This is a genomic window from Nocardia transvalensis (assembly GCF_015477765.1).
GTDB classification, from domain to species: Bacteria; Actinomycetota; Actinomycetes; order Mycobacteriales; family Mycobacteriaceae; genus Nocardia; species Nocardia transvalensis_A.
The window spans coordinates 237,458-261,671 of sequence record NZ_JADLQQ010000001.1; the positions used below are offsets into that span (position 1 = coordinate 237,458).

The following is a 24,214-nucleotide window of genomic DNA, read 5'->3' on the forward strand; positions in this document are numbered from 1 at the left end:
GCCTACGCCCCCAGGGCCGCGGCGAACACGGGCCAGGAGTCGTGGAGGTCGTCCTGCCAGTAGGGCCAGGCGTGGGTGCCGGGGCGGAGGGCGATGGTGGCCGGGATACCCAGGGCGGCGAGGCGATCGACCAAAGCGCGGGTGCAATTGTTGACGACCGATTCCATGGTGGCGCCGACCAGCATTCGGTCGGCGAGTTTCACCGGGTTGCCGCCGATCGAGGGGTCGGTGAGGGTGTCGTGCACACCCGGGCTGCCGTCGCCCGCCGAAATGTAGAGCGCCACACCGCGCAACCGGTCGGCGTTGACGATCGGGTCGTGCGCGGGCCAGGCCGGATTGTCGGGTCCGCCCCACATGTTGGCCGCGTTGGCGCCGAAAATGCCCAGCTGCGAATGCACATACGCGCGAGCCAGCGGATCGCTGGTGCGCGGGCAGCCGCTGTAGGAGCCGACCGCCTGATACATACCGGGCGCCTCGATCGCCAGATCCAGCGCCGACGTCGCCGACATGGACGTACCCGCAACGGCATTGCGTCCGGTCATGGCGAACCGCTCCTCCAACAGCGGGGGCAGTTCGCGAGTCAGGAAGGTGGACCACTTGTTTCGGCCCAGGACCGGATCGTCGGCCACCCAGTCGGTGTAGTAGCTGGCCCGCCCGCCCATCGGCACGATCACGTTCACCGGTTTATCGGCGAAGAACCGGGCGACATCGGTGCGAGTGGTCCAGGGACCGCCGTCCTCGCCGCCGTCGACCGCATTGAGCAGATACAGCGCCGGCGCGGGCTCGCCGGGATGCGACAGCCACACGGTGACCGGCTTGTTCATGGCCGCGGAGTGGACCACCACGGTGTACTGCCGACCGCCCAGCGGCCGCACCTCGAGGATCGCCGAACCGCCGCCGGGATCGGCGGTGGCCGCCACGGGCAAGAATGCGGCAAACGCAGCGATCGCGGCGAACAGGACGACCAGGCGACGCGGGAGCCGGTGCATAGATAGGAGTATCGCACCACGTCGAGCCGATCGATGCCGAATCATCGGGCGTGTTCGCCCGCGGAATGTACTCGCAGCGCCGTGATCTCGGCGGCCGCCGACCCGTCGACCCGCATCCGCTCGGCTATCGCCCAGCGCAGGTTCCTCGGCAGGTTCGGGGCCACCTGGGTGAAATACGCGTACAGCCACTCGGTCCGGGCGGCGAGGAACGGGAAGTCGGTACTCATCATCGACCGCAGCACCAGCATCGGCACGGGCGCGTCGAGCGGGCGGAAGTCCCGATTCCACAACCCCGGCACGGCGCAACCGGGATAGAACTGGCCCAGCATGAGTCCCTCGGCGACCACCTCACTCTTGCGCGACAGGTGCACGGCGTCGATCAGGTCGTAGCGAGTCAGTTCCGGAAAGACGGTGATCAGCGTCGAAACCCTTGCCTCCGAAGGACTGTCGGCACGCAGGCGCCGATAGATCGCGACGGCATCGTCGACCACCTGCTGCATCTGCTCCACCGTCAGCCCATCTCCCCCCGCGGCCAGCCCGGCCCAGAACACCCGCCGCACCACACTGTTCCGCACGAACGGACACACCGGCCCGGTCCGCCCGAGCTCCCGGTGCGGCCGCATCAGGTGCTCGTCCACCCACCGCACCAACGTCCGCGCCGACTCCCCGTGCCCCTCCCACCGCTCCCGATCCGCATACACATTCCACCAGCACACCCCGCTGCGCTGCCCGGCCCGCACCGCCGCGCGGGCGGTCATCGGTGATCCTGTCCGCGCAGGTGGGCGGCGAGGAGGGGACCGATAGTGGCGAGGGCCTCGGAATTGGTGAGTTGCGCGTGGGTGGCGTCGACACGGTGTTCGGTGAGGGTGCCGGTGACGTACGGCCGCCAGAGGTCGGCACCGAACGGTTCGGTCATGCCGCGGGTGGCCGAGAAGTACAGCAGGTCACCGTCGAAGACGCCCGGTCGGTAGCTGTGGGACAGGCGTACTCCCTCGACGTAGCCGCGGTGCAGCCGGGTCAGCTGGTCGGCGGTCAATCCGGTGCCGGGATTGGCTGTGGCAGCGGATAATTCGGCAGCCGCCTCGGCAGCGGTGAGATCGTCCAGGGCATCGCCGTCCTCGGGTTCCTCCCCCAGCAGGTGGGTGAGCAGATCGCGCATTCGCGGCGTCGGAGGCGGGGGCATGCCGTCGGGGAACACGAGGCTGTCGAGCATGGCCAGAACGGCCACCGGGCAACCGCGTTCGCGCAACCGGACGGCGATGGCGTGGGCGATCTGCCCACCGAGCGACCATCCCAGCAGGTGGTAGGGCCCGGTCGGTTGGATCCGCAGGATCTCGGCCGCATAGCCGTCGGCGAGGGCGTCGATGGTGGCGTCGGTCCTCGGCTCCCCCGCCAATGTCGAAGCCTGCAGACCGAAGATCGGACGGTCGGTGATGTAGCGGGCCAGCCCGGCATAGCACCAGGCCAGCGGAACCGCCGAGTGCACGCAGAACAGCGGGGCCGCATTCCCGGTGCGGCGCAGCGGGAGCACCACCCCGAGTGCGTCGTCGCCCCCAGCGGTGCCGTCGTGACCGGTGATCCGTTCGGCCAGCTCGCGAACGGTCGGTGCGGTGTAGAGCCAGCGCACCGTGACCGGTCGACCCGTTGCCGCCGCGAGATCCGCCGACAAGGGCACGCCCAGTAGCGAATTGCCGCCGAGTTCGAAGAAGTCGTCGTCGAGACCCACCCACTGCACACCGGTGGCGGTGGCGAATCTGTCGGCGATCAGGCGCTGCAGGTCGGTCTCGGGCGCGCGGTACGGCCGCGGCACAGCGGCGGGTGCGGGCAGGGCGGAGCGATCGATCTTGCCGTGGGCGGTGACCGGCAGCCGCTGCATCTGGACCAGTTGGGCGGGAATCAGGCCGGCGGGCAGCACATCCCGTAGGCGGCGCGCGATATCCGCGGTATCGACCCGCACGCCGGGTGCGGCGACGACATAACCGATCAGCCGGGCCTGCTGCCCTGCGCCGACCACGGCCACCACGGCCTGCGCGATCTCCGGCAGGGCCACCAGAGCGGCCTCGACCTCGGCCGGTTCGACGCGCCTTCCTCGCACACTCAGTTGATCGTCGGCGCGCCCGAGGAATTCGAGCGTCCCGTCCACTTCGGCATGCACGAGATCGCCTGTGCGGTAAACCCTTTCCCCATGGGCACACGGGGCGGCCACGAATCGCGCGGCGGTCGCGCCCGGTCGGCCCAGATAGCCTTGGGCGACACCGGGACCGCCGAGATACAGCTCGCCGCGCGCACCGGGCGGCACCGGCCGCAGCCGACGGTCGAGCACCAGAGCCCGCACACCAGGGAGCGCGGGACCGATCGGCACCGGACCTTCGGCGGCCAGCGCCGCGGATTGGGTTGCCATGATGGTGGTTTCGGTCGGCCCGTACCCGTTGAACAGGCGCACCGCCGAGGCCCACCGGCGCACCAGATCGGCCGGGCAGGTCTCGCCGCCGACCACCACCACCCGCAGTCCCGGCACTTCCGACGGCGCGAGCGTGGCCAAAACCGCAGGCGTGGTGAGGAAATGAGTAATCTCGGCGGCATTGACCAGGCGGGTGAGATCGGCACCGGCGACCACCGTCGGCGGCTCGACGACCAGCCGTGCGCCCGCGGCGAATGCGGCGAGCAGTTCGAGCAGGTGGGCGTCGAACGACGGCGCGTGGGCGTGCAGCACCCGGGATCCCCGGTCCACGCCGTAGTGATCCACCAGATGATCGGTGAGCGGTCCCAGCCCACGGTGGGTGACCACCACACCTTTCGGCATCCCGGTCGTCCCCGATGTGTAGATCAGATAGGCGGGATGATCGGGCCGCAGCGGGCGGGTGCGCTCGGCATCGGTGACGGTCTCGCCGGATCGCCGCCGGACCCGCTCGCACGTCCGCGAATCATCGAGAACCACCCAGGTCACGTTCTCGGGCAACCCGGTGCGCACCGACGCCACCGTAATCCCCACCCGCGCACCGCAATCCGCCACCACCGCAGCGAGCCGCCGCGCCGGATCGTCCGGATCCACCGGAACGAAAGCCGCACCACTCTCAGCGACCGCCCACACCGCCAGCACCGACTCCGCCGACCGCGGCACCGCCACCACCACGAACTCGCCCGGCCCCGCCCCGCATTCGATCAACTCTCGCGCCCACGGGGAGGCCGTCGTCCCCCACTCCGCGTATGTCCACATCCGCGAGCCGTCCTGGACAGCAACGTCTTCCGTCGCCCCGCCGGGCCGTACCGACGCTCGGGACCGGACGGAGGACCGCAGCAGGTCGGGTAGCAGCCGGTTCGTCCGCACCGAGACAGTCATCGGCGGGGCCAGGGCCGGATCCAGGGCGCGTACCGGGCGATCCGAGGTGGTGGCCGCGAGGAACCGGTCGAAGTACTCCAGGAACGCGTGATGATGCCAGGCCAGGGTCACCTCGGAGTACAGGGCGGGATTGGCCTGCATATCGATGCTGGCGGTGCGGTCGTCGGGGCCGAGTTGGTAGCCGTTGACGAGCAGATCCTCCACCGGCCCCAGGGCCAGCAGCCGGACCTGCGCCGACAACGGACCCCAGCGCAGCGGCTCGAGGAAGCCGAGCACGTTCACCACCGGCCCGAAACCGCCTCGCACCACCTGATTCTCACCCCGGTCGCGCTGAATGTCCTCGTAGCGGTAACGCTGGTGGCGCAACGCCCCGATGACCCGAGCCCGGACCAGTTCGACGGCCGCGGCGGCCGTGGTTTCCCGAATACCGGTCAACCGCAAGGGAACGACATTCGACACCGATCCCGCCGAGCGGCGCAGCGCCGCGGACGGGCGGGCGGCCACCGGGAGCGACAGCACCACATCGTCGGACCCGGTCATGGCGGCCAGATAGCAGGCGAAGGCGGTCACCGTCAGCTCCGGAAACGTGGCCCCGATGCTGTCACGGACGGACGCAAGACGATCGGCGGTTTCCGGAGCCAGGGTCGCGGCCACCCGATGCGGCCGCGGGGCAGGGGCGGCCTGCCGGCCCGCCAAGACCACCGGCTCCCCCAGTCCCTCGAGCTGCTCGAGCCAGTAGTCCCGGTCCGCCCGGGCACGCGCGGAGCTCTGATACGAACGCTCATCGTCGAGCAGCTCCGCCACCGACATCGGCCCGCACCGGTCACCGGAGTTCTCCTGTGGCACACCATGTTCGGCCTGGATATACAGTTCCGCAATCCGGCGCAACACCGCCACCGCGCCCACACCGTCGAGCACGATGTGATGGCTGCGCAGATACAGCAGGTGCCGATCCGCGCCGACCCGGTACACGACGGCGACGGTCAGCCGGTCACGCAGCAGGTCCAGCGGCGAACCGTGATCGCGTTCCATATCTTCCAGGGCGGCGGCCACCGGATCGGCACGGTCGGTGAGGTCTTCGCTGCGCAGCGGCCCGAAGACGGTGGGGTCCACGAACTGCCGGGGACCGTCACCGACGACTCGGAACCGCAGCAGCGGCGACTGCAGTTCCCGCGCCGCTCGCACCCCGCTCGCCCGCAGCCGATCGATATCCAGCGGGCCCTGCAGATCCAGATACATGGCAACGGTATTGGGCACCCGGGGATACAGCTGCTGGGCCACCCACCACCGCAGTTGTGCCGCCGACAGCGGGTGGTCGCCGCCCCCGGCTCGTGTCGCGCCCCGATCGTCGTGCCGCGTCCGCAGTGCGGCGTCGTCCTGGGCTCGCGTCACCGGGCCTCCTCCCCAACCGGAGAGCATTCACCGAACAGTCCTTCAGCAAACCTACGGCATCGGACCGTGAAAATCGGGGAGCCAACCGCATGGGCCGGGCGCGCCGCCCTCGGTGAACGGATTCCCGGGCCCGTCGTTCACTCCTCGCACAGGCGGTCCAGGGCCACCTGGCTGTCGTCGTCGGCCGCGCGGTAGATCACCAGTCGCTGGTCCGGGTCCTGCACCGGCATCAGCACCTCGAACTGCACCGCGATCGTCCCGACCTCCGGATGCCGCATCACCTTGCGTCCGCGGCCGTTGACGCGGACGTCGCGCATGGCCCACAGCCGCGCGAATTCCTCGTCGCGCGTGGTGAATTCGGTGATCAGATCGGCCAGCGCGCCATCCTCCGGATGCGCCGCCCAGGCCGCGCGCAGGTCGGCGATGCCCTCTCGGATGATGCGTTCGCGGTCGACGTAGAACTCCCGCATCCCCTCGTGCATCAGGCACAGCCACATGGTGTTGCGCTGCTGCGGCGGCAGGGTGTCGAAGTCGAGGAGCAGCCGCGCCATCTCCCGGTTCCACGACAGGATGTCATAGCGGTGGTTGACCAGCATCGCGGGCAGCGGCGACAGGTCGGCGACCAACCGCGCCAGCACCGGTTCGGCGGTGGTCGTGGGCTTGTCCGCATTGGGCGGGCGCTGCTGGGCCAGGTCGAACAGGTAGGCGCGTTCGTCGGGGGCCAGGCGCAGCGCGCGGGCCAGCGCCTCGAGCACCTCCGCCGACGGCCGCAATCCCCGCCCCTGTTCGAGCCGCACGATGTAGTCGGTGCTGACGCCCGCGAGTTCGGCGACCTCCTCCCGCCGCAGGCCGGGCGTCCGCCGGGACTGCCTGCGCTGGGGCAGGCCGAAATCCCGGGGATCGAGCCGTTCGCGCCGGCCCCGCAGGAACGCCGCGAGTTCCTGCGTCGCATCCACCGTGCCACTCGTCATTTCTCGATCGTACGACCAGGGTAGGACCGGCATTCCCAGGAAGAACCCTCCCTTACTCCACGCTCGATGCCACCACAGACTGGTCCTCGACAAGCGGAGTACCACACAGGAGGACACGATGTCCCTCACCCTCGACACCTACCGGCTGCTCGGCCGCTCCGGGCTGCGGGTCTCCCCGCTGGCGCTGGGCACCATGACCTTCGGCGCCGATTGGGGCTGGGGCGCCGATACCGACGACGCCCGCAAACTGTTCGACACCTACGTCGAGCGCGGCGGCAATTTCATCGATACCGCCAGCATGTACACCAACGGCAGCTCGGAAAAGCTACTGGGCGAGTTCGCCCGGGATAACCGCGAGGCGTTGGTGCTGGCAACGAAATACACCATGCTGCGTCGGCCGGGCGACCCGAATTCCGGTGGTAATCACCGCAAGAGCATGGTCGCCTCGGTGGAAGCCAGTCTGCGGCAACTGAATACCGACTACATCGATCTGCTGTACCTGCACGCCTGGGACTTCCTGACCCCGGTCGAGGAGATTCTGCGCGGACTGGACGATCTGGTCCGCCAGGGCAAGGTGCTCTACGTCGGTATCTCCGATGCCCCCGCCTGGCAGGTCGCGCGCATGCAGACCATCGCCGACCTGCGCGGCTGGTCCCCCCTGGTGGCGCTGCAGATCGAATACAGCCTGATCGAACGCACGGGAGAACGCGATCTGATCCCGATGGCAAGGGAGATGGGCCTGGGCGTCATCCCCTGGTCACCGCTGGGCAGCGGCGTTCTCACCGGCAAATACGGCCGCGCCGACCTGGCCGAGGCGGGCGTGGGCTCCCCCGAGGGGACCCGTAAGAACGTCGCCCTCGCCAGCGGTGCCCTCACCGAACGCGGCCTGGCCATCGCGGACGTCGTGAAGGAGGTCGCCGCCGACCTGGGCCGCACCCCCTCCCAGGTCGCCCTCGCCTGGACCCTGCAGAACCCCGGCGTGACGGCCCCCATCATCGGCGCCCGCACCCCGGCTCAGCTGGAGGACAACCTCGGCGCGCTGGACGTCGAATTCGACGCACCCCACCTCACCCGCCTGGCCGAGGCCAGCGCCATCGACCTCGGCTTCCCCCACAACATGCTCGCCCTGGACATGACCCGCTCCGTCACGTTCGGGGATCTGAAGATCGAATCGCGCCGCTGACGCGTTCGCGATAGCAGCGCAGTGCGGCGAGCACGGCGAACAGGGCGGTCAGGCCCGCGAAGATGAGGCGGAACACCTGACCGGCCTGGAATTCCGTTGCGGCCCGCCGGATTTCGTCCACGGTGTGTGAACCTCGCTCGTCGAACAGGACGGTGGCGCGTGGCCACAGATACAGGATCGACAGCAGCATCTGACCGCTGAGCAGCGACGTGAACGCCGCCAGCGTCCACCCTCGCGACCGCCTCGACCACAGCGCCACCGCCACCGCCGCGAGGCCGCACACCGTCAGCAGCGCACCCAAGGGCCGCAACACATCACCGACCGCGACGACGCTCATGAACTGCTCGGTCATCGCCAGCGAATCCGGGATCTCCCGAAAAATATTGGGATACAACAACAGCGTCTCCCCCACCGCCACGGCGAAGACGAAGAAGGCCACGACCGCGAACACGGTCAGCACACCCAGCGGGACAGTCGTCTTTCTCATACCGACACCTCCGCTGCGCACCGTAAACCGCTCGACCGCCCCCGCGGATCCGGCCGCAACCCGCATTTCGGACTCCGGGACCGCCCTGATCGCCGAGGTCGGTCAGGATTGCTCGATACCGTGCCGGAGGATGTCGAGTGCCACGGCGAGCAGGGTGTCGGGGTCGAGCCGCTGATCCTCGGACGCCGTTATGTGGTGTGCGAGAAGGCCATTCATCATTGCCCACAGAACGGTTGCCGTCCGGGTCGGGTCGAGTCCGGGACGGAGGGTGCCATCGGCGATTCCGTCGGCCAATGCCGCTGCGAGCTTGGCGTTCTGTTCGCCGACGAGGGCCCGGATGCGTTGCCGTACTCCGGGTTCCGCCGGAGGGTCGGCCAGCAGCCGGAATTGGTGGGGGTTCTCGGTGGCGAAGGCGATGTAGGCCGCCGCGGCGGCCTCGATGCGTTGCGCGGGAGTTCCCGGTGCCGCGTAGGCGGCGTCCATGTGAATGCGGTCGGCGGCCAGCGCCTTCTCCGCGACCGCGATGAGCAGGTCGTGGCGGCCACCGACCCGGTTATAGACCGTCTGGACCGCGACATCCGCGCGGTCGGCGACGCCCTCGATGGTCAACCCCTCCACGCCCCGCTCGGCCACCAGTTCGCATGCGGTGTCGACGATGCGGGTCCGGAGCGCCTCGGAGCGACGGGCGGTGCGCGATGCGGTCATGGTTGAACTATATGCATATGCCATTGATGGAGTACTGTTCCATCTATGGAATATGGGTCTACTTCACCCTGGACGGCCGTGGTCACGGGCGCCAGCAGCGGTATCGGAGCCGCCTTCGCGCGGTTGCTCGCTCGCCAGGGCTGGCACGTGGTGGCCGTGGGGCGCGACCGACGCCGTCTCGACGAGCTCGCCGCGGAGATCGGCGCGGAAGTCCTCGTCGCCGACCTTTTGGACACGCACGATCTCGCTCTGGTGGAGAACCGTGTCCGCGAGGGGGTGCAGTTGCTGATCAACAACGCCGGATACACCACCTACGGGAACTTCGCGGAGCTCGAATTGCCCGCCGAACTCGGGCAGTTGACCCTGCATGCGGCCGTACCGCTGCGGTTGTGCCACGCGGCCGCGCAGACGATGGCACCCGGTGGCCGGATCATCAATATCGCGTCCCTGGCCGGGCTGGGCGCCGCGCCGGGCCTGGCATCGTATGGGGCGAGCAAGGCGGCGCTGATTTCGTTGAGCGAATCGCTGCATCATGAACTGCGCGGCAAAGCAATCACCGTGACGTGCGTGTGCGCGGGCTACACCCGCACCGAACTGCAGGCGCGGGCGGGAGTCGATGCCTCCGCACTGCCCTCGGCGATGTGGGCCGATCCCGAATTCGTGGCGCGGCGAGCTCTCGCCGCGAGCGAACGCGGACGTGCCCTGACAATTCCGGGCCGCCTCAACACGATCACCGCCGCCCTCCTGCGGCACCTGCCCCGATCCCTGTCCCGGCATGCGGCCGCCCGCACCTACGCCAGGGTCGAATCCCTGAACTGATCATTCGGCCCGCGTGTGCGGGTTATGCTCGGCACTGTCCGGGTCGGGGTCCCTCCAGCGTGGCAGGAGATCTGTAGTGAATTGCATTCGCAGACTCGGCATCTGCGCGGTCGGTGTTCTCGCCACGGGGTTCTCGACCGTGGGAGTCGCTGCCGCAGAATCGGTTACGGTCCCGTTCCAGATCCATCCGGCCCCGTACGGGAACCCGAACGGCAGCTTCGACGTGCCCCCTCTCCGATGCGCGGCCGTCGTCGGCGAACAGCCCGGCGTCGCCCTGATCACCGGCGGCAAGGCGGGCCGCTGGGGTTGCCCGCTGTCCTCGCACGTGCAATGGCTGAATCTGTCGACAGGCACGACGGGCTCCACGCAGCTGTCCGACGGTCTGCACGGCCGCCCCGCCGAGGCGACACTGAACACCGGCGCCGGACAGGTCGTCGTCATGCTCAATACGCTGGGCCCGACCACCACACCGGGCTTCGCCTGGTTCCACGTGCCGTAGCTCGACAGATTTTGACACGCTTCTTCTGCGCCTGAATATTTTTCCCAGCGGCAATATTTGCGGCGCCCGCGCACATTTCGCAATCTCAGCCCTATCCGAAACATCGTTCAGAATTTTCTCAGTTATACACCCGAAAGTCTTGGTGGATTGCCCCAATTGACCGTATTCGCAATTCATCATAGCGAGCAAACATTTTTCCCGTACTCGGCGAAACGGTCATATCCAGGGCAAATACATTGCCATGCATCGTGCTTCATATCTCATTAACGGCCAAGTAATTTGGTGGCAACATGAGCCGCATGTGGGAAATGCAGGGTGCAAAGCGGGGCGACGGCCGTCGCCCGGCCGTCCGACGAATGCATCACGTATTCGAGTCCAGTTGCGATGCCACGCCCGACGCGGTCGCGCTGGACTGTGCGGGCGCGACACTCAGCTACGCCGAATTGGATTCGCGCGCGAATAGTTTGGCGCACCATCTGCGCTCTCTCGGCGTGACCGAAGGCGTGCGGGTGGCGATTCTGCTGCCGCGCTCGGTGCATACCTACGTGGCACTGCTGGGTATCGGTAAGGCCGGAGCCACCTTCGTACCCATCGATCCCGGCGCGCCGCCGAATCGCGTGGCCTACATCGTCGAGGACGCCGACGTCGAGGTCGTGGTGACCTCGACCGAACTGGACGATGCGCTGAACGGCTTGGACCGCACCGTCGTTCGGGTGGATGCCGATGCCGCGGCGATCGCGTCCGCACCGACGACCCGGCCGGAGCCGCCCGCGGGCCTGGCCGATCCGGTCGCGTACATCATGTACACGTCCGGATCCAGCGGCCGCCCGAAGGGCGTGCTCATCGCGCAGTCGAGCATCTGCAACTTCCTGGACGTGGTGCCGGACGTCTACGACATCCGCACCGGCGATCGCGTCTACCAGGGCATGACCATCTCGTTCGACTTCTCCATCGAGGAGATCTGGCCGACCTGGGCGCGCGGGGCCACGGTCGTCGTCGGCCCGACGGATTCGCGCCGCCTCGGCGGTGAGCTCGCCGACTTCCTGGAGTCCTCGGGTGTGACGGTGCTGTACTGCGTGCCAACGCTGCTGGCGACGATTCCCCGTGAACTGCCGTCGATTCGCAGCATTCTCGTCGGCGGCGAGGCCTGCCCGGCACAGCTGGTCGAGCGCTGGGCCAGGCCCGGCCGGCGCATGCTCAACACCTACGGCCCCACCGAAGCCACCGTCACGGCGACGGTCGGCGAATTGGTGCCCGGCAAGCAGGTGACGATCGGACGGGCGCTGCCCACGTATTCGGTGATCCTGCTCGACGACAACCGCGATACCGTCGCCGACGGGGAGGTCGGCGAGATCTGCATCGGCGGGCCGGGTGTCGCGCTCGGCTATATCGGCCGTCCGGACCTGACCGCCGACCGGTTCATCGATCATCCGGCCGCCCCGGACGGAAAGCTATATCGCACAGGCGATCTCGGGCGCTTCGATGCCTCCGGCGAGCTGGAGTACATGGGGCGAGCCGATGCCGAGGTGAAGATCCGCGGCCATCGCATCGATCTCGGCGAGATCGAGTCCGTACTCCTGGAGGACCCGTCGGTGACCGAGGCGGTGGTCGCGACCACGGACCACGCGGGTGCCGACGGTCCGGAATTGGCCGCCTACGTGGTGCTCTCGGACTCGAGCGAGGCGGATGAGGAACTGCGAGCACGGTTGCACCGGGGTATGCGAGATCGGTTGCCCGCGTATATGGTCGCCTCGTACGTGGAGGTGATCGAGGCGCTGCCGACCATGCCGTCGGGCAAGGTGGACCGCCGACAGCTCCCCGCCCCGACCGGTCACCGCTTCGTCGGATCCGGCCCGGTGGTGGCACCCGCCGACGCCACCGAGCAGCGCATCCGCGACGTCTGGGCCGAGGCGCTGAGCCTGCCACCCGAGACGGTGTCGGTGACCGCCGACTTCTTCACCGACCTCGGCGGGCATTCCCTGCTGGCGGCGCGGGTGGTGTCACAGCTGCGCGCGAGTGGCGCCGCACCGCACGCGGCGCTGCGGGACCTGTACCGGTATCCGACCGTGCAGGCGATGGCGGCACATCTGCCCGCCCCGTCGACCGTGTCGGCCGGTGCCGACTCCGGGCCGAAACCCTTGCGGCACAGCACATCCACTGTCGTGCGCAGCGGTGTCGCACAGTTGGCCGTGCTGTATCTGCTGTTACTGGTGACCACGCTGCCGTTGGCGTACGTCGACGCCGCCGACGACGGTCGCTTGTCGTTGCAGACGCTGGGTCAGCTGCTGGTGGCGCTCGTCGTCGCCGACATCGTCGTGCGCTGGGTGCTACCGATCCTGTCGGTGCGCCTGCTGAGCGCAGGCATCCGGCCGGGCCGGTATCCGCTCTGGGGGACAACGTATCTGCGGATCTGGGCACTGCATCTGCTGCTGACGTTCGGACCGCTGCCGGTGCTCGCCGGTTCCCCGCTGGGCAATGCCTACCTGCGGTGGCTCGGGGCCCGGATCGGCGACGGCGCCCACGTCGGCACCGCGGCGGTGAGCCTGCCCTCGATGCTCGACATCGGTCCCGGCGCGGCCATCGGATACGGAGTGACGTTGTGGCCGTGGCGGGTCGAGGACGGCTGGGTGATCGTCGCACCGATCACCGTCGGTGCCGACGCCTTCGTCGGCGCGCACGCGGTCCTCGACGCCGGGTCGTGCGTGGAACCCGGTGCGGCGCTGGGACAGCAGTCTGCCCTCGGCACCGGCGCGACAGTGCCGTCGGGCGAGCGGTGGGCGGGCTCGCCCGCCGAGCCGACGGAGCGACTGTCCAACGGCGCCGAGGCGGTGCTGGCCATGCCACCCCGACGCACGCCATGGACACCGGCACAGCTGGGGGCCTTCGCCGTCGCCATCTTCGGGCTCGAGGCCGTCGCCATCGCGATGATCGTGCCCTCCGCCGTCCTCGTGTCGTGGGCGCTGCTGCGCTTCGATTTCCTCGTCGGGCTGCTCTCCACGCTGCTGGCCGGTCCGATCTTCGTGGTGACGGTCTGCGTGCTGGTGGCGCTCGGCAAACGGCTCGTGCTGCCGAAACTGCCGCCCGGCATCCATCCCGCGCGCTCCGGGCTGGGTATCCGGAAGTTCGTGGCGGACAAGCTGTTCGAATACAGCTTGGAGTTCACCCTCACCCTGTACGCCACCCTCTACACGGTGCCGTGGCTGCGGCTGCTCGGCGCGCGCATCGGGCGTGGCTCGGAGGTGTCTAACGCGGCCCATATCGATCCGGATCTGCTCGACCTCGCCGACGGCACCTTCGTCGCCGATATGGCCAGCGTGGGCGCCGCCACCTTCGGTCGCGGCTGGATCTCGCTCACGCCCACCAGGGTCGGCCGCCGCTCGTTCATCGGCAATGCCGCGGTCGTCTCCGCCGGGGCGACGGTCGGTGAGGGCGCACTGGTCGGCGTCAGCACTCTGCCGCCGCACACCGGCGTGCCCGACGGCACCACCTGGCTCGGCTCACCCGCCATCCAGTTGCCGACGCGGCAGGACTCCGGCGACTTCCCGGAGTCCACGACCTACAAACCGCCCGCCCGCCTGGTGCGCCAGCGTCTGCTGATCGAGTTCTTCCGCGCCACGCTGCCCGCCACCGTGCTGGCCGCCGGGTCCTATCTGTACGTGCGGGCGCTGTCGGCGCTGGCTCACGGCGACGACATCAGCCTGACGGTGCTGCTGTCACCGCTGATCGCCGGTGCCGTCGCGGTCGCGATCGTCGGCGTGTGCGCGGCGATCAAGCGGGCCGTCATCGGCCGCTATCGCCCACGCGTGGAACCGCTGTGGAATCTGTTCGTGCGCAAGACCGAATTCGTCACCGGCATGTACGAGGCCGCGGCGGTGCCCGCCTGCCTGGGTATGTTGACGGGGACCCCGTTCCTGCCGGTGATGCTGCGCTGGTTCGGCGCCGACGTCGGGCGGCGTACCTGGTTGGGCACCACCTTCCTCACCGAATTCGATCTGGTCTCGATCGGCGACGACGCCGCCGTGGGCCCCGAAGCCGCGCTGCAGACCCACCTGTTCGAAGACCGGGTGATGAAGATGTCCACCGTCACCATCCGCCCCGGCGCCACCGTCGGCGCCCGCACGGTCGTGCTCTACGACTCCGTCGTCGGCGACGGCGTCGTCCTCGCCCCCCTGTCCCTGCTGATGAAGGGCGAACACCTCACCGCCGACACCCGGTGGGGCGGAATCCCCGCCCAGCCCCGACAACCCGCCCTGGTCGCAGCTTCCAGCGAATCTGTCGGCAGCGCACCATAATCGGCACCACCACCGCCGTCCATCGGCAAGTGGTGAAACCCCGGCGACCGTGCAGGCCCCTCCGCCCGCACGGTCGCCCGGTTTCACCGCACCGGCACCACTCGTCAGCCGAGCAGGGTGCCACCGGTCGCGTCGACGAACGAGCCTGTCATCCAACGGGAATCGTCGGATGCGACGAAGGCGACGACATCGGCGATATCGGAGACCTCGCCGACCCGGTCGAACGCCGACCACGACGCCATCTCCGCCACCGCCTGCGGATCGTCGAAGACCGGGTCGCCGTTGTTCGTTATCCCGGGCGCTACGGTGTTGATAGTGATCCCGCGTGCGGCCAGGACCGGAGCCAGGTGCAGCGTGATCTGTTCCAGGGCGCCCTTACTCATGGCGTAGGCGATCTGCTGCGGGAAGGCCGAGCGGGTGATTCCGGAGGAAATGTTGATCACCCGGCCGCCGTCGGGGATCAGCTCCAGGGATTTCTGGATCAGAAAGAACGGCGTCTTGGCGTTGACGGTGTAGCAGTTGTCGATGTACTGCTCGGTGACCGCGTCCGGCCCAGCGCCGGCGAAACCGGCTGCGGCAGCGTTGTTCACCAGAATGTCCAGCCGTGTGGAGCCGGTCAGCTCGACCAAACCCGCCTGGGTGCCGAGCAGCAACTGCTCCACCGCACCGGGCGTCCCCAACTGCGCCTGCACCGCGAAGGCCCGGCCACCGGCCTCCTCGATCAGTGCCACCGTCTGCTTTGCCGCGCCGTGGTCGGTCGCGTAGTTCACGGCGACGACGGCGCCGTCGGCGGCAAGGCGCCGTGCGATACCGCGCCCGATACCTCGACTTGCCCCGGTGACCAGTGCCGTCTTGTGCTGCAACCTGTTCGTCAGTAGCTCATTCGTCATATTGTCACCTTAGATGACAATCTATTTAGTTTGCTAATGTGCGGTTCATGACACAACGTCCACTGGACTCCCGGGGGGTGTTCCTGCTATCCCAGATCGGCTATCACGTGTCGTACCGGTTCATGGACCGGCTGGCGCTGCACGATCTGGACCCGGCCTACATCGCGGTCCTCGGCCACCTCGCCGCCACCGACGGACGCAGTCAGCAAGAACTCGCGGATCTGCTTCGCGTGCACCGCAATGCGATGGTGGGGTTGGTCGACGAATTGCAGGAGCGCGGGCTGGTGGAGCGCCGGCCCCACCCTGTCGACAGGCGCGCGCACGCAGTACATCTCACCGCCGAGGCCCGCGCCGCGCTCGCCGCGGCCGAATCCGAAGCGGACGCGCTCGAGGCCGAGATCCTCGCACCACTCGACGACGCCGAACGAACCCGGCTCATCGCACTGCTGGACCGCATTTCCGCCCACGCGGCGCTCCCCGCGGGGGTGCATCCCGGCCTCCAACGGCGACGCCGCCCGCACCGGAAATAGCCGGCGATCGGTGACGGTCGTCCAGCGTCAGGCCGCGGCCTCGACGAGAGTGTGGGCGGCGGTACGGTAGCGGGCCGTGAGCAGGCGGACCACGGCCGGATGCACGCCGATGGGTTCGGTCACGCCGTCGGCTCCCGCCTCGTGCAGGCGCTGGTGGAACAGGCCGTGGGCGAGCAGATACGACGCGACGAAGATGCGGCGTGCGCCCGAATTACGAAGTGAAGAAACGACTTCCGGCACCCGAGGGGTCCCGGTGGCGATATATGCCACCTCGACCGGGGCGTCGAGGCGCTCACCGAGCAGTTCGGCCGCGCGCCGGACATCTCGGCGGGCACGAGGATCCGACGACCCGGCCGCGGCGAACACCACCGCATCGCCGGGCCGCCATCCCGCTGCGCGCAGTCGCATCCGCATGATGCGGGCCAGTGCCGCATCCGGGCCCATGGCAGGGGTCACCGCCACCGCCGGATGCCCGCTCTCGGCGACCTCACGCGGCACATCCTGATAAACGTGATAACCCGAGGCGAGAAACGCCGGAACGACCACGGCCGGAACGGGATCCAGATCCCGCAGCACCTCGGCGGGTGACGGGCCCAGCACATCGACGAATGCGGTGCGCGCCGTTACGCCGTCGAGTTCCCGCTGCACGGCCTCGGCCAGTGCCGCGATCATCTGCACGCCCCGCGGGCTTCGCGTGCCGTGCGCGACCAGAACCAGTGCCGGGAGATTCGTCGCACTCCCTCTCCCGACACTCATACGCCCGCCATCGGCGTCGGCCGGTGTGGGCGCCGCGAGGGGTTGTAGCCGCTGACCGGCGGCCGGGGGTTGTTGTCGATGCATTCGGCCGGATCCAAGGCCAGCCGGTAGCCGCGTTTCACCACGGTCTGAATGGCCTTCGGGGTGCCGAGTCCGGCGCGCAGGCGCGCGATTCCGGTCTCGACGGCGTGGGTGTCGTCACCGCCGCCCGGCAGCGCGGCCAGCAGATCCTCCCGCGATACCACCCGGCCCGGTTGCCGGGCCAGCACTCGCATCAGCGCCATCGGTGCGGGCGCGAGCTGACGCACCTTCCCGTCGACAACCACACATCCCCCGCGCACGCTCAGCACATGCCCGGCGGCATGAATGCGGTTGGCGCGGCGCGGAAGTTCCTCGGCCACATGCCGTGCCAGTGCGCCCAGCCGGGCCCGTCCGGGCATGGTGGTCGACACCCCGAGTTCCTCCAGCGGAGCCGCGGTGATGGGCCCGACACAGGCGGGCAGCACCCGCGAGCGGAATGCGTGCAGCACCCCCTCCAGCAGCCCGGTTTCCTTGGCGCGCATGAGCATCGAGGCCACCGCAGGCGCACTGGTGAAGGTGACGCAGTCGAGCGCCGAGGTCACGACCGCCTCGATCATCCGGTCCATCGGGGCCTGATCCTCGGGCGGCGTCCAGCGATACACCGGCACCGGCACCACATCGGCACCGGCACAGCGCAATACCTCGCAGAAGTCGGGCACGGGCTCCCATTCGGTGGTGGCGCCGTGCAACTGCACCGCGATCCGCACGCCCTCCACCCCCTCGGCGAGCAGATGATCGAGCACCTCGGCCGAGGACTCCGACGCCGGGGACCATTCCTCGCGCAGTTCGGCCGCGCGGATGGCGCCCTTGGCCTTCGGGCCGCGGGCGAGCAGACGGGTGGAGCCCAGCGTCGTGCGCAGATCTTCGGCCAGGCCCCACCCCTCCGCGGCCTCCATCCAGCCGCGGAAGCCGATACCCGTGGTGGCGACGGCGATTTTCGGCGGATCAGCCACCAATTGCCTTGTCACCCGCTCCAATTCGGTGTCATCGGCCAGCGGGATGATGCGAATGGCCGGGGCGGCAAGGATATTCGCTCCCCGGCGGGTAAGCAGTGTGGCGAGCTCATCGGCCCGGCGGGCGGCGGTGATGCCGATGGTGAAGCCTTCCAGGCTCTCGGGCTCGGCCGTGGTGACTGTTCGCTCGCTGCGCTCGCTCATGCCGAATCACCGCCACTACAACTCACCGGCTCGTTGGACACCGACACCAGGCCGTCGTCCACGCGGACCGCATAGACCGGCAGCGCCATCGCCGGATCGTCCAGGCAGTGACCGTCCACCAGCGAGAACGCCTGCTTGAGCAGCGGCGAGGCCACGACGGGCACGCCGCCGCGATCGCCGACGATGCCCCGCGACATCACCGCGGCCCGCCCGAACGGGTCGATATTTCCGACGGCGTGCAGCGATCCGTCCGGCAGCAGAAACAGGGCGGCCTGATGGCCATCCTTCAGCAGAACCGCCACGCCGCGGCCGGGAATCAGATAGTCGAGACGGCAGGCCGAGGTCCATCCGGTGGTGGCGACGCGGTCAATGCTGCTGGGTGTGTCGATCACGGTCATCGGTACTCTCCTCCGAACGCCCTACCTATTGGTACCGGCGTCCTGTTTCCGCGCGATTACGCGCCTATTTCCCGTCGGTGGCAGTACTTGTGACCGGGATCTCAGGCATACCGAGCAGCACAGGGACCTTCCGCTCCCCGCTGTCGTCGAAGGCGATGGTCGGATCGGGCTCCTGCGGCGCGTTGACGAAGGATACGAACCGCGACAGCTTCTGCGGATCCTCGAGCACCGCGGCCCATTCGTCCTTGTATCCGGCGACGTGGCGGGCCATCGCGTCCTCCAGTTCGGCGGCGATGCCGAGGGAGTCCTCGCAGATGACCTGCTTCAGGTAGTCCATACCGCCCTCGAGCGCCTCCTGCCAGGGCGCGGTGCGCTGCAGCCGGTCGGCGGTGCGGATGTAGAACATCAGGTACCGGTCGATGTATTTGATCAGGGTCTCGTCGTCGAGATCTCCGGCCAACAGCACCGCATGCTTGGGCGCGAGCCCGCCGTTGCCGCCGACGTAGAGGTTCCAGCCGTTCTCGGTGGCGATGACGCCGACGTCCTTGCCGCGGGCCTCGGCGCATTCGCGGGCGCAGCCGGATACGGCCAGCTTCAGCTTGTGCGGGGAGCGCAGGCCGCGGTAGCGCTTCTCGAGCAGCACCGCCATGCCCACCGAATCCTGCTGACCATAGCGGCACCAGGTGGAACCGACGCAGCTCTTGACCGTGCGCAGCGCCTTACCGTAGGCGTGCCCCGATTCCATGCCGACATCGACCAGCCGCTGCCAGATCTGCGGCAGCTGCTCGACCCGCGCACCGAACAGGTCGATGCGCTGACCGCCGGTGACCTTCACATACAGGCCGAAATCCTTGGCGATCTGCCCGATCTCGATGAGCTGTTCCGGGGTGACCTCGCCGCCGGGCATGCGCGGCACCACCGAGTAGGTGCCGTTCTTCTGCAGATTGGCCAGGAAGTGGTCGTTGGTGTCCTGCAGCGCGGCCTGTTCGCCGTCGAGGATGTGATCGCTCGAGGTGGAGGCGAGGATCGACGCGACGGCGGGCTTGCAGATATCGCAGCCCAGGCCGGTGCCGTGGCGGGCGATGAGTTCGGAGAACTTGCGAATCCCGGTGCTCTGCACGATGTGGAACAGTTCCTGGCGCGACTGCGGGAAGTGTTCGCACAGCGCCTTGGACATCTCCACGCCGGACTGTTCGAGCAGCTTCTTGAGCATGGGAACGCAACCGCCGCAGGAGGTTCCGGCGGAGGTGCAGTTCTTGATGCCCTGGATATCACAGGCGCCCTCCGCGATGGCACCGCAGATCGCGCCCTTGGACACGTTGTTGCAGGAGCAGATCTGGGCGTCGTCGGGCAGGGCGTCGGCGCCGAGTTCGGCACCGGCGGGCGAGATCAACGCCGCCGGTTCGGCCGGGAGCTCGCTGCCGACCAGCGGACGCAGCGCCGCATAGGCGGAGGCGTCACCCACCAGGATGCCGCCCAGCAGCGTCTTGGCGTCATCGGAGACGACGAGTTTGGCGTAGGTGCCCTTGGCGGCGTCGTGCAGCACCACCGACAGCGCACCCTCGGTGGTGGCGTGCGCATCGCCGAAGGACGCCACGTCCACGCCGAGCAGCTTCAGCTTGGTGGACAGATCCGCGCCCGGGAATTCGCCTGCGCCGCCGAGCAATCGGTCGGCCACGATCTCGGCGGTGGTATAACCCGGGGCGACCAGGCCGTAGCAGGTGCCCTCGACGGCGGCGACCTCGCCGACGGCGTAGATGTTCGGATCGGAGCTGCGCAGGCCGAGGTCGGTGACGACACCGCCGCGCGGGCCGATCTCCAGCCCCGCGTCGCGCGCGAGCTGATCGCGCGGGCGGATACCGGCGGAGAACACCACCAGCGAGGCGTCGATCGTCGACTCGTCCGACAGCGTAACCCGCAGTCCCGCACCGTCTTCCGACTCACCGATGGAGGAGGTGCCGACACCGGTGTGCACGTGCAGGCCCAGATCGCTGACCAGCCGCTCCAGAATGGCGCCGCCGCCCTCGTCGACCTGCACCGGCATCAGGCGCGGTGCGAATTCGACGACATGGGGCGTCATACCCATGAGCCGCAACGCATTCGCGGCCTCCAGGCCCAGCAGGCCGCCGCCGACGACCACGCCGACCGCGCCGGGTCCGGCGGCCTCGGCCGCGGCCCGGATGCCGTCGAGATCCTCGATGGTGCGGTAGACGAAGCATTCGGACCGGTCGTGACCGGGCACCGGCGGCACGAACGCGTACGAACCCGTCGCGAGAACCAGTGCGTCGTAAGCGATCACATCACCGCCGGAGGTGGTGACCTTGCGGGCATTGCGGTCGATCGACTCCGCCCGCACGCCCAGCCGCAGATCCACCAGAGCGTCACCGGCGTACTCGTTGCCGGGCAGCGCCAGCGCGGCCGCGTCCCAGGCACCGACGTAGGACGACAGCCCCACACGGTCGTAGGCCGGGCGCGGCTCCTCGCTGAGCACGACGACCTGCCACAGTCCCGCGGTGTCGCGGGCGCGCAGCGCCTCCACGAAGCGGTGGCCGACCATGCCGTGACCGACGACCACCACGGTCTTGCGCTGGGTGGATTCCACTGTGTGGTTCACCATTTCCTCCCTGTGGTTCGGGTCACGCACGCGACGGCGCGTCGGCGGACTGGGACACGGTATGGGGCAGAGCTTTCGATTTCCCTGCGGCTTCGGCCTCGAGCACCAGGGCCTCGGCCTCGACCACCACGTCGGGGTCGCCGGCCCGGCGAGCGCCGGGCCGCCGCAGGAACACCGCCCAGCAGACCACCGCGCAGGCGACATAGAAGAGCATGAACACCCAGAACGCGGTGGTCGCGGACTTCGTGGAGGCGTAGGAGGAGCGCAGCACCAGGTTGATGGCGACCCCGCCCAGCGCACCGATCGCGCCCACGACACCGATCAGGGCGCCCGAGGTGTTCTGCGCCCACGAGGCCTGCGCGGCCGCATCCGCCTGCAGGCTGCGCGATTTGGCGGCGAAGACCGAGGGGATGATCTTGGTGACCGCGCCGTTGCCGACACCGGACACCACGAACAGCGCGATGAATCCGGCCACCAGCGCCACCGTCACCCCACCGGTCGGCACATGGTTGTTGCCGTCGGTCACCGCACTGGCCGCGGCCACCACGACCGCGGCGAGCATCATCGCGGCGAAGCTGGCCAGCGTCACCCTGCTGCCGCCGAACCGGTCGGCCCACTTGCCGCCGTACGGGCGGGCCAGCGAGCCGAGCAGGGGACCGATGAAGGCGATCTGCGCGGCGTGCAGCGCGGCCTGCGCGGGCTTGTCACCACCGGCGAGGAAGCTGACCTGCAGCACCTGGCCGAAGGCGAAGCTGTAGCCGATGAACGAGCCGAAGGTGCCGATGTAGAGGAAGGCGATCGCCCAGGACTGCGGCACCTTCAGCGCGGTGATCATGTAGGAGTAGTCGGCCTGCTGGTTGCGCACGTTGTCCATGTAGAGCGCCGCACCGGTGGCCGCGACCACGATCAATGCCAGGTAGACCAGGCACACCACCGACGCGTTGCCGTAGGCGCTGCCCAGGGTGGCGATGACGGCCAGGCCGATGAGCTGGATCACCGGCACGCCGATATTGCCGCCACCGGCATTGAGGCCCAGCGCCCAGCCCTTGAGCCGCTGCGGGTAGAAGACGTTGATATTGGCCATCGAGGAGGCGAAGTTGCCCCCGCCCAGGCCCGCGAACGCCGCCACGATCAGGAAGATGGTGTAGGAGGTGCCGGGCTGGTTGATGAAATACAGCGTCAGCAGGGTCGGCACCAGCAGCGCCAGCGCGCTGAAGATGGTCCAGTTGCGCCCGCCGAACTTCGCCGTCGCCACCGTGTATGGAATCCGCAGCACGCCGCCGACCAGCGTCGGGACCGCCCCGAGGAAGAATTTCCCGGCCGGATCGATGCCGAAGACGTCGGCCGGCATGAACAGCACCATCACCGACCAGATCGACCACACCGAGAACCCGATGTGCTCGGCGAACACCGACCAGATCAGGTTGCGGCGCGCGATGTCCTTGCCGCCCGCTTCCCAGGCGTCGACGTCCTCGGCATCCCAGTGGTCGATGTCATGGTTACGCGTCAGCGTGCTCAAACCGGCCTCCCAACTTCCCGTTGGCCCCAAGGTAGGGAACCGGTATTGCGCCGATGCTGCGCGAAATGACCACCAAATCAACGGTTGCTCACGGGTACCTGGGACCCCTCGTGAGAACCGGACCTATATTTCGTCCATGTGACACAACGGTTTCCGCGCGTCACAAACCCCCCACGCCCGAAAGCCGGGCCGGTGAGGTGCTGGGGTTGGGCCTACCTCATGTCCCGGCGTGCCCCACCTCATGCCCCGGCGTGCCCACCTCATGTCCCGGCGTGCCCCACCTCACGTCCCGGCGTGCTTTTCGCCGGGACCTCAGCTCCAGGTGTCTTCCAGGGCCCGGGGCTTGCAGGCCTGCCAGGCGCCCAGCAGCAGGACCAGCACCGCGACGCACAGCAGGGCGAAGGGGGCGCCCCAGCCGCCGGTGACGTCGTGCAGCACGCCGAACAGCAGCGGGCCGACGCAGGCCACGGCGTAGCCGACGCCTTGGGTGAAGCCCGACAGGGCCGCGGATCCGGCCTGGGTGCGGGTGCGCAGGTTGATCAAGGTCAGGGCCATCGGGAAGGTGCTCGGGCCCAGGCCCAGCAGCAGCACCCACAGCAGCGGCACGCTCATGGGCGCGATCAGCAGCCCGGCGAAGGCGGCGAAGAAGCACAGCGCACACACCACCACGATCGGGAAGGGGTTGGCGACGCGCACGATCACCGTCGGCGCGGACAGCGCGGCGACCAGTCCGATCAGCGAGAAGATGCCGACCATGGTGCCGCCGAACGCCTCGCTGGCCCCCGCATCGGAGAAGATCTTGGGCAGCCAGGCGAACATCGCATAGGTGGTCAGCGAGGTCATGCCGAACATCCCGGCCATACCCCAGGCCACCGGCGAGCGCCACACCTTGCCCGCGACCTCGCCCTGTCGCACCGGCACCTCGGTCCGGTCGGCCACGTCGCGGCCGCGGCGATCCCGCAGCACACCCAGCCACGGCAGCGCGGCGGCGAAGCCGAGCAGCGACCACATCCCCAGCGAGACCCGCCAGCCGTGGGCGTTGGCCACCGGCACCGTGATCAGCGCGGGCACCACCGTGCCCAGCTGCACCATCACGATGTACAGCGAGCTCAGCACCCCGACCCGATCGGCGAAGTACCGCTTGACCAGGGGCGGGATCACGACATTGCCGACGCCCATACCCGCCAGCGCCACCGCGGAGAAGGCCAGCAGCTCCCAGGTGTCGGGCACGACCGCGCGCACGGCCTGGCCGATGCCGACCATCAGCATCGCGACCAGCGCGGTGCGTTCGAGGCCCAGCCGCCGCTCCAGGATCGGGGTGAGAATGCCCGCGAAGCCGAACATGGCGGTCGGGATCATGCCGAATACGCCGACAATTGCCGTCGAGTAGCCGATATCCTCGCCGATCCGCTCGGCCAGCGGGCTGAAGGCAGTGACCGCGATGCGCAGCGTCGACGCCGACACAATGATGGCGGCGAGCACGAGGAGCCGCCCCTCGATCAGGGAGCGGCGGCGTTGTTGAAGCTGCTGAGTGGTCTGCTCGGCGGTTACTGTCACCGCAAAATCATAGGATGATTGGATGATAGGAGGCA

Annotated in this window: 18 protein-coding genes; 5 read left to right on the forward strand and 13 right to left on the reverse strand. The window is 68.8% G+C overall.

From position 1 onward, the window contains the following. Positions 1-2 precede the first annotated feature (2 nt). The 4 genes from IU452_RS01090 to IU452_RS01105 form a co-directional block, all read right to left on the reverse strand. The gene (locus IU452_RS01090) at positions 3-989 is read right to left on the reverse strand and encodes an alpha/beta hydrolase (RefSeq protein ID WP_195106966.1); all 987 of its coding nucleotides are present in this window, start codon (positions 987-989) and stop codon (positions 3-5) included. A 41-nt stretch (positions 990-1,030) separates the two neighbouring features. Continuing rightward, on the reverse strand, positions 1,031-1,747 hold the full coding sequence (locus IU452_RS01095; RefSeq protein ID WP_195106967.1) for a DUF6875 domain-containing protein: 717 nt from the start codon (positions 1,745-1,747) through the stop codon (positions 1,031-1,033). After that, on the reverse strand, positions 1,744-5,721 hold the full coding sequence (locus IU452_RS01100) for an amino acid adenylation domain-containing protein (protein ID WP_324192379.1): 3,978 nt from the start codon (positions 5,719-5,721) through the stop codon (positions 1,744-1,746). The genes IU452_RS01095 and IU452_RS01100 overlap by 4 nt, the downstream gene beginning before the upstream one ends. A 137-nt stretch (positions 5,722-5,858) precedes the next feature. After that, positions 5,859-6,692, reverse strand: coding sequence for a helix-turn-helix transcriptional regulator (locus IU452_RS01105; RefSeq protein ID WP_195106969.1), 834 nt, complete (start codon positions 6,690-6,692; stop codon positions 5,859-5,861). Between the two features lie 118 nt (positions 6,693-6,810). Between IU452_RS01105 and IU452_RS01110 the strand changes: the two genes are divergently transcribed. Next, complete coding sequence (locus IU452_RS01110; RefSeq protein WP_195106970.1) at positions 6,811-7,875, forward strand: aldo/keto reductase; 1,065 nt, start codon at positions 6,811-6,813, stop codon at positions 7,873-7,875. On the opposite strand, the gene IU452_RS01115 is transcribed toward IU452_RS01110, so the two are convergent. Together IU452_RS01115 and IU452_RS01120 are read right to left on the reverse strand one after the other, a co-directional pair. After that, a complete protein-coding gene (locus tag IU452_RS01115; RefSeq protein WP_195106971.1) occupies positions 7,838-8,362 on the reverse strand; it encodes a hypothetical protein in 525 nt (174 codons plus the stop codon). The two genes, IU452_RS01110 and IU452_RS01115, sit on opposite strands and share 38 nt — an antisense overlap. A gap of 102 nt (positions 8,363-8,464) precedes the next feature. Beyond that, positions 8,465-9,067 carry a TetR/AcrR family transcriptional regulator gene (locus IU452_RS01120; protein WP_195106972.1) on the reverse strand — a complete coding sequence of 201 codons (603 nt, stop codon included), beginning with the start codon at positions 9,065-9,067 and terminating at the stop codon, positions 8,465-8,467. A 45-nt stretch (positions 9,068-9,112) separates the two neighbouring features. Here IU452_RS01120 and IU452_RS01125 point away from each other — a divergent pair, with 45 nt between their 5' ends. The 3 genes from IU452_RS01125 to IU452_RS01135 all read left to right on the forward strand — a co-directional run bounded on the left by IU452_RS01125 (position 9,113) and on the right by IU452_RS01135 (position 14,677). Next, complete coding sequence (locus IU452_RS01125; protein WP_195106973.1) at positions 9,113-9,886, forward strand: SDR family NAD(P)-dependent oxidoreductase; 774 nt, start codon at positions 9,113-9,115, stop codon at positions 9,884-9,886. Positions 9,887-9,962: 76 nt separating this feature from the next. Continuing rightward, positions 9,963-10,385: a hypothetical protein gene (locus tag IU452_RS01130; protein ID WP_416382256.1), complete on the forward strand. Its 423-nt coding sequence runs from the start codon at positions 9,963-9,965 to the stop codon at positions 10,383-10,385. A gap of 290 nt (positions 10,386-10,675) precedes the next feature. Continuing rightward, positions 10,676-14,677 carry a Pls/PosA family non-ribosomal peptide synthetase gene (locus tag IU452_RS01135; protein WP_228816258.1) on the forward strand — a complete coding sequence of 1,334 codons (4,002 nt, stop codon included), beginning with the start codon at positions 10,676-10,678 and terminating at the stop codon, positions 14,675-14,677. 104 nt (positions 14,678-14,781) lie between these two features. Here the strand turns inward: IU452_RS01135 and IU452_RS01140 are convergent, their stop codons facing one another. Continuing rightward, the gene (locus tag IU452_RS01140) at positions 14,782-15,567 is read right to left on the reverse strand and encodes an SDR family oxidoreductase (protein WP_195106974.1); all 786 of its coding nucleotides are present in this window, start codon (positions 15,565-15,567) and stop codon (positions 14,782-14,784) included. A gap of 47 nt (positions 15,568-15,614) precedes the next feature. On the opposite strand from IU452_RS01140, the gene IU452_RS01145 reads away from it, so the two are divergent. Further along, positions 15,615-16,097 (forward strand): MarR family winged helix-turn-helix transcriptional regulator, encoded by a 483-nt coding sequence (locus tag IU452_RS01145; RefSeq protein ID WP_195106975.1) that lies wholly within the window; start codon positions 15,615-15,617, stop codon positions 16,095-16,097. 27 nt (positions 16,098-16,124) lie between these two features. Here the strand turns inward: IU452_RS01145 and IU452_RS01150 are convergent, their stop codons facing one another. The 6 genes from IU452_RS01150 to IU452_RS01175 all read right to left on the reverse strand — a co-directional run bounded on the left by IU452_RS01150 (position 16,125) and on the right by IU452_RS01175 (position 24,179). Next, positions 16,125-16,853 carry a sirohydrochlorin chelatase gene (locus tag IU452_RS01150; RefSeq protein WP_195106976.1) on the reverse strand — a complete coding sequence of 243 codons (729 nt, stop codon included), beginning with the start codon at positions 16,851-16,853 and terminating at the stop codon, positions 16,125-16,127. Next, positions 16,850-18,091: a uroporphyrinogen-III synthase gene (locus IU452_RS01155; protein WP_195106977.1), complete on the reverse strand. Its 1,242-nt coding sequence runs from the start codon at positions 18,089-18,091 to the stop codon at positions 16,850-16,852. Before IU452_RS01155 ends, IU452_RS01150 begins: the two co-directional genes overlap by 4 nt. Next, positions 18,088-18,489: a nitrite reductase small subunit NirD gene (gene nirD, locus IU452_RS01160; protein WP_195106978.1), complete on the reverse strand. Its 402-nt coding sequence runs from the start codon at positions 18,487-18,489 to the stop codon at positions 18,088-18,090. The genes IU452_RS01155 and nirD overlap by 4 nt, the downstream gene beginning before the upstream one ends. Positions 18,490-18,553: 64 nt before the next feature. Beyond that, positions 18,554-21,103: a nitrite reductase large subunit NirB gene (nirB, locus tag IU452_RS01165; protein WP_324192380.1), complete on the reverse strand. Its 2,550-nt coding sequence runs from the start codon at positions 21,101-21,103 to the stop codon at positions 18,554-18,556. Positions 21,104-21,125: 22 nt separating this feature from the next. Further along, positions 21,126-22,622, reverse strand: a complete 1,497-nt coding sequence (locus tag IU452_RS01170) for a nitrate/nitrite transporter (protein WP_195106980.1) — start codon at positions 22,620-22,622, stop codon at positions 21,126-21,128. 312 nt (positions 22,623-22,934) lie between these two features. After that, positions 22,935-24,179, reverse strand: coding sequence for an MFS transporter (locus IU452_RS01175; protein ID WP_324192381.1), 1,245 nt, complete (start codon positions 24,177-24,179; stop codon positions 22,935-22,937). Positions 24,180-24,214: the final 35 nt, after the last annotated feature.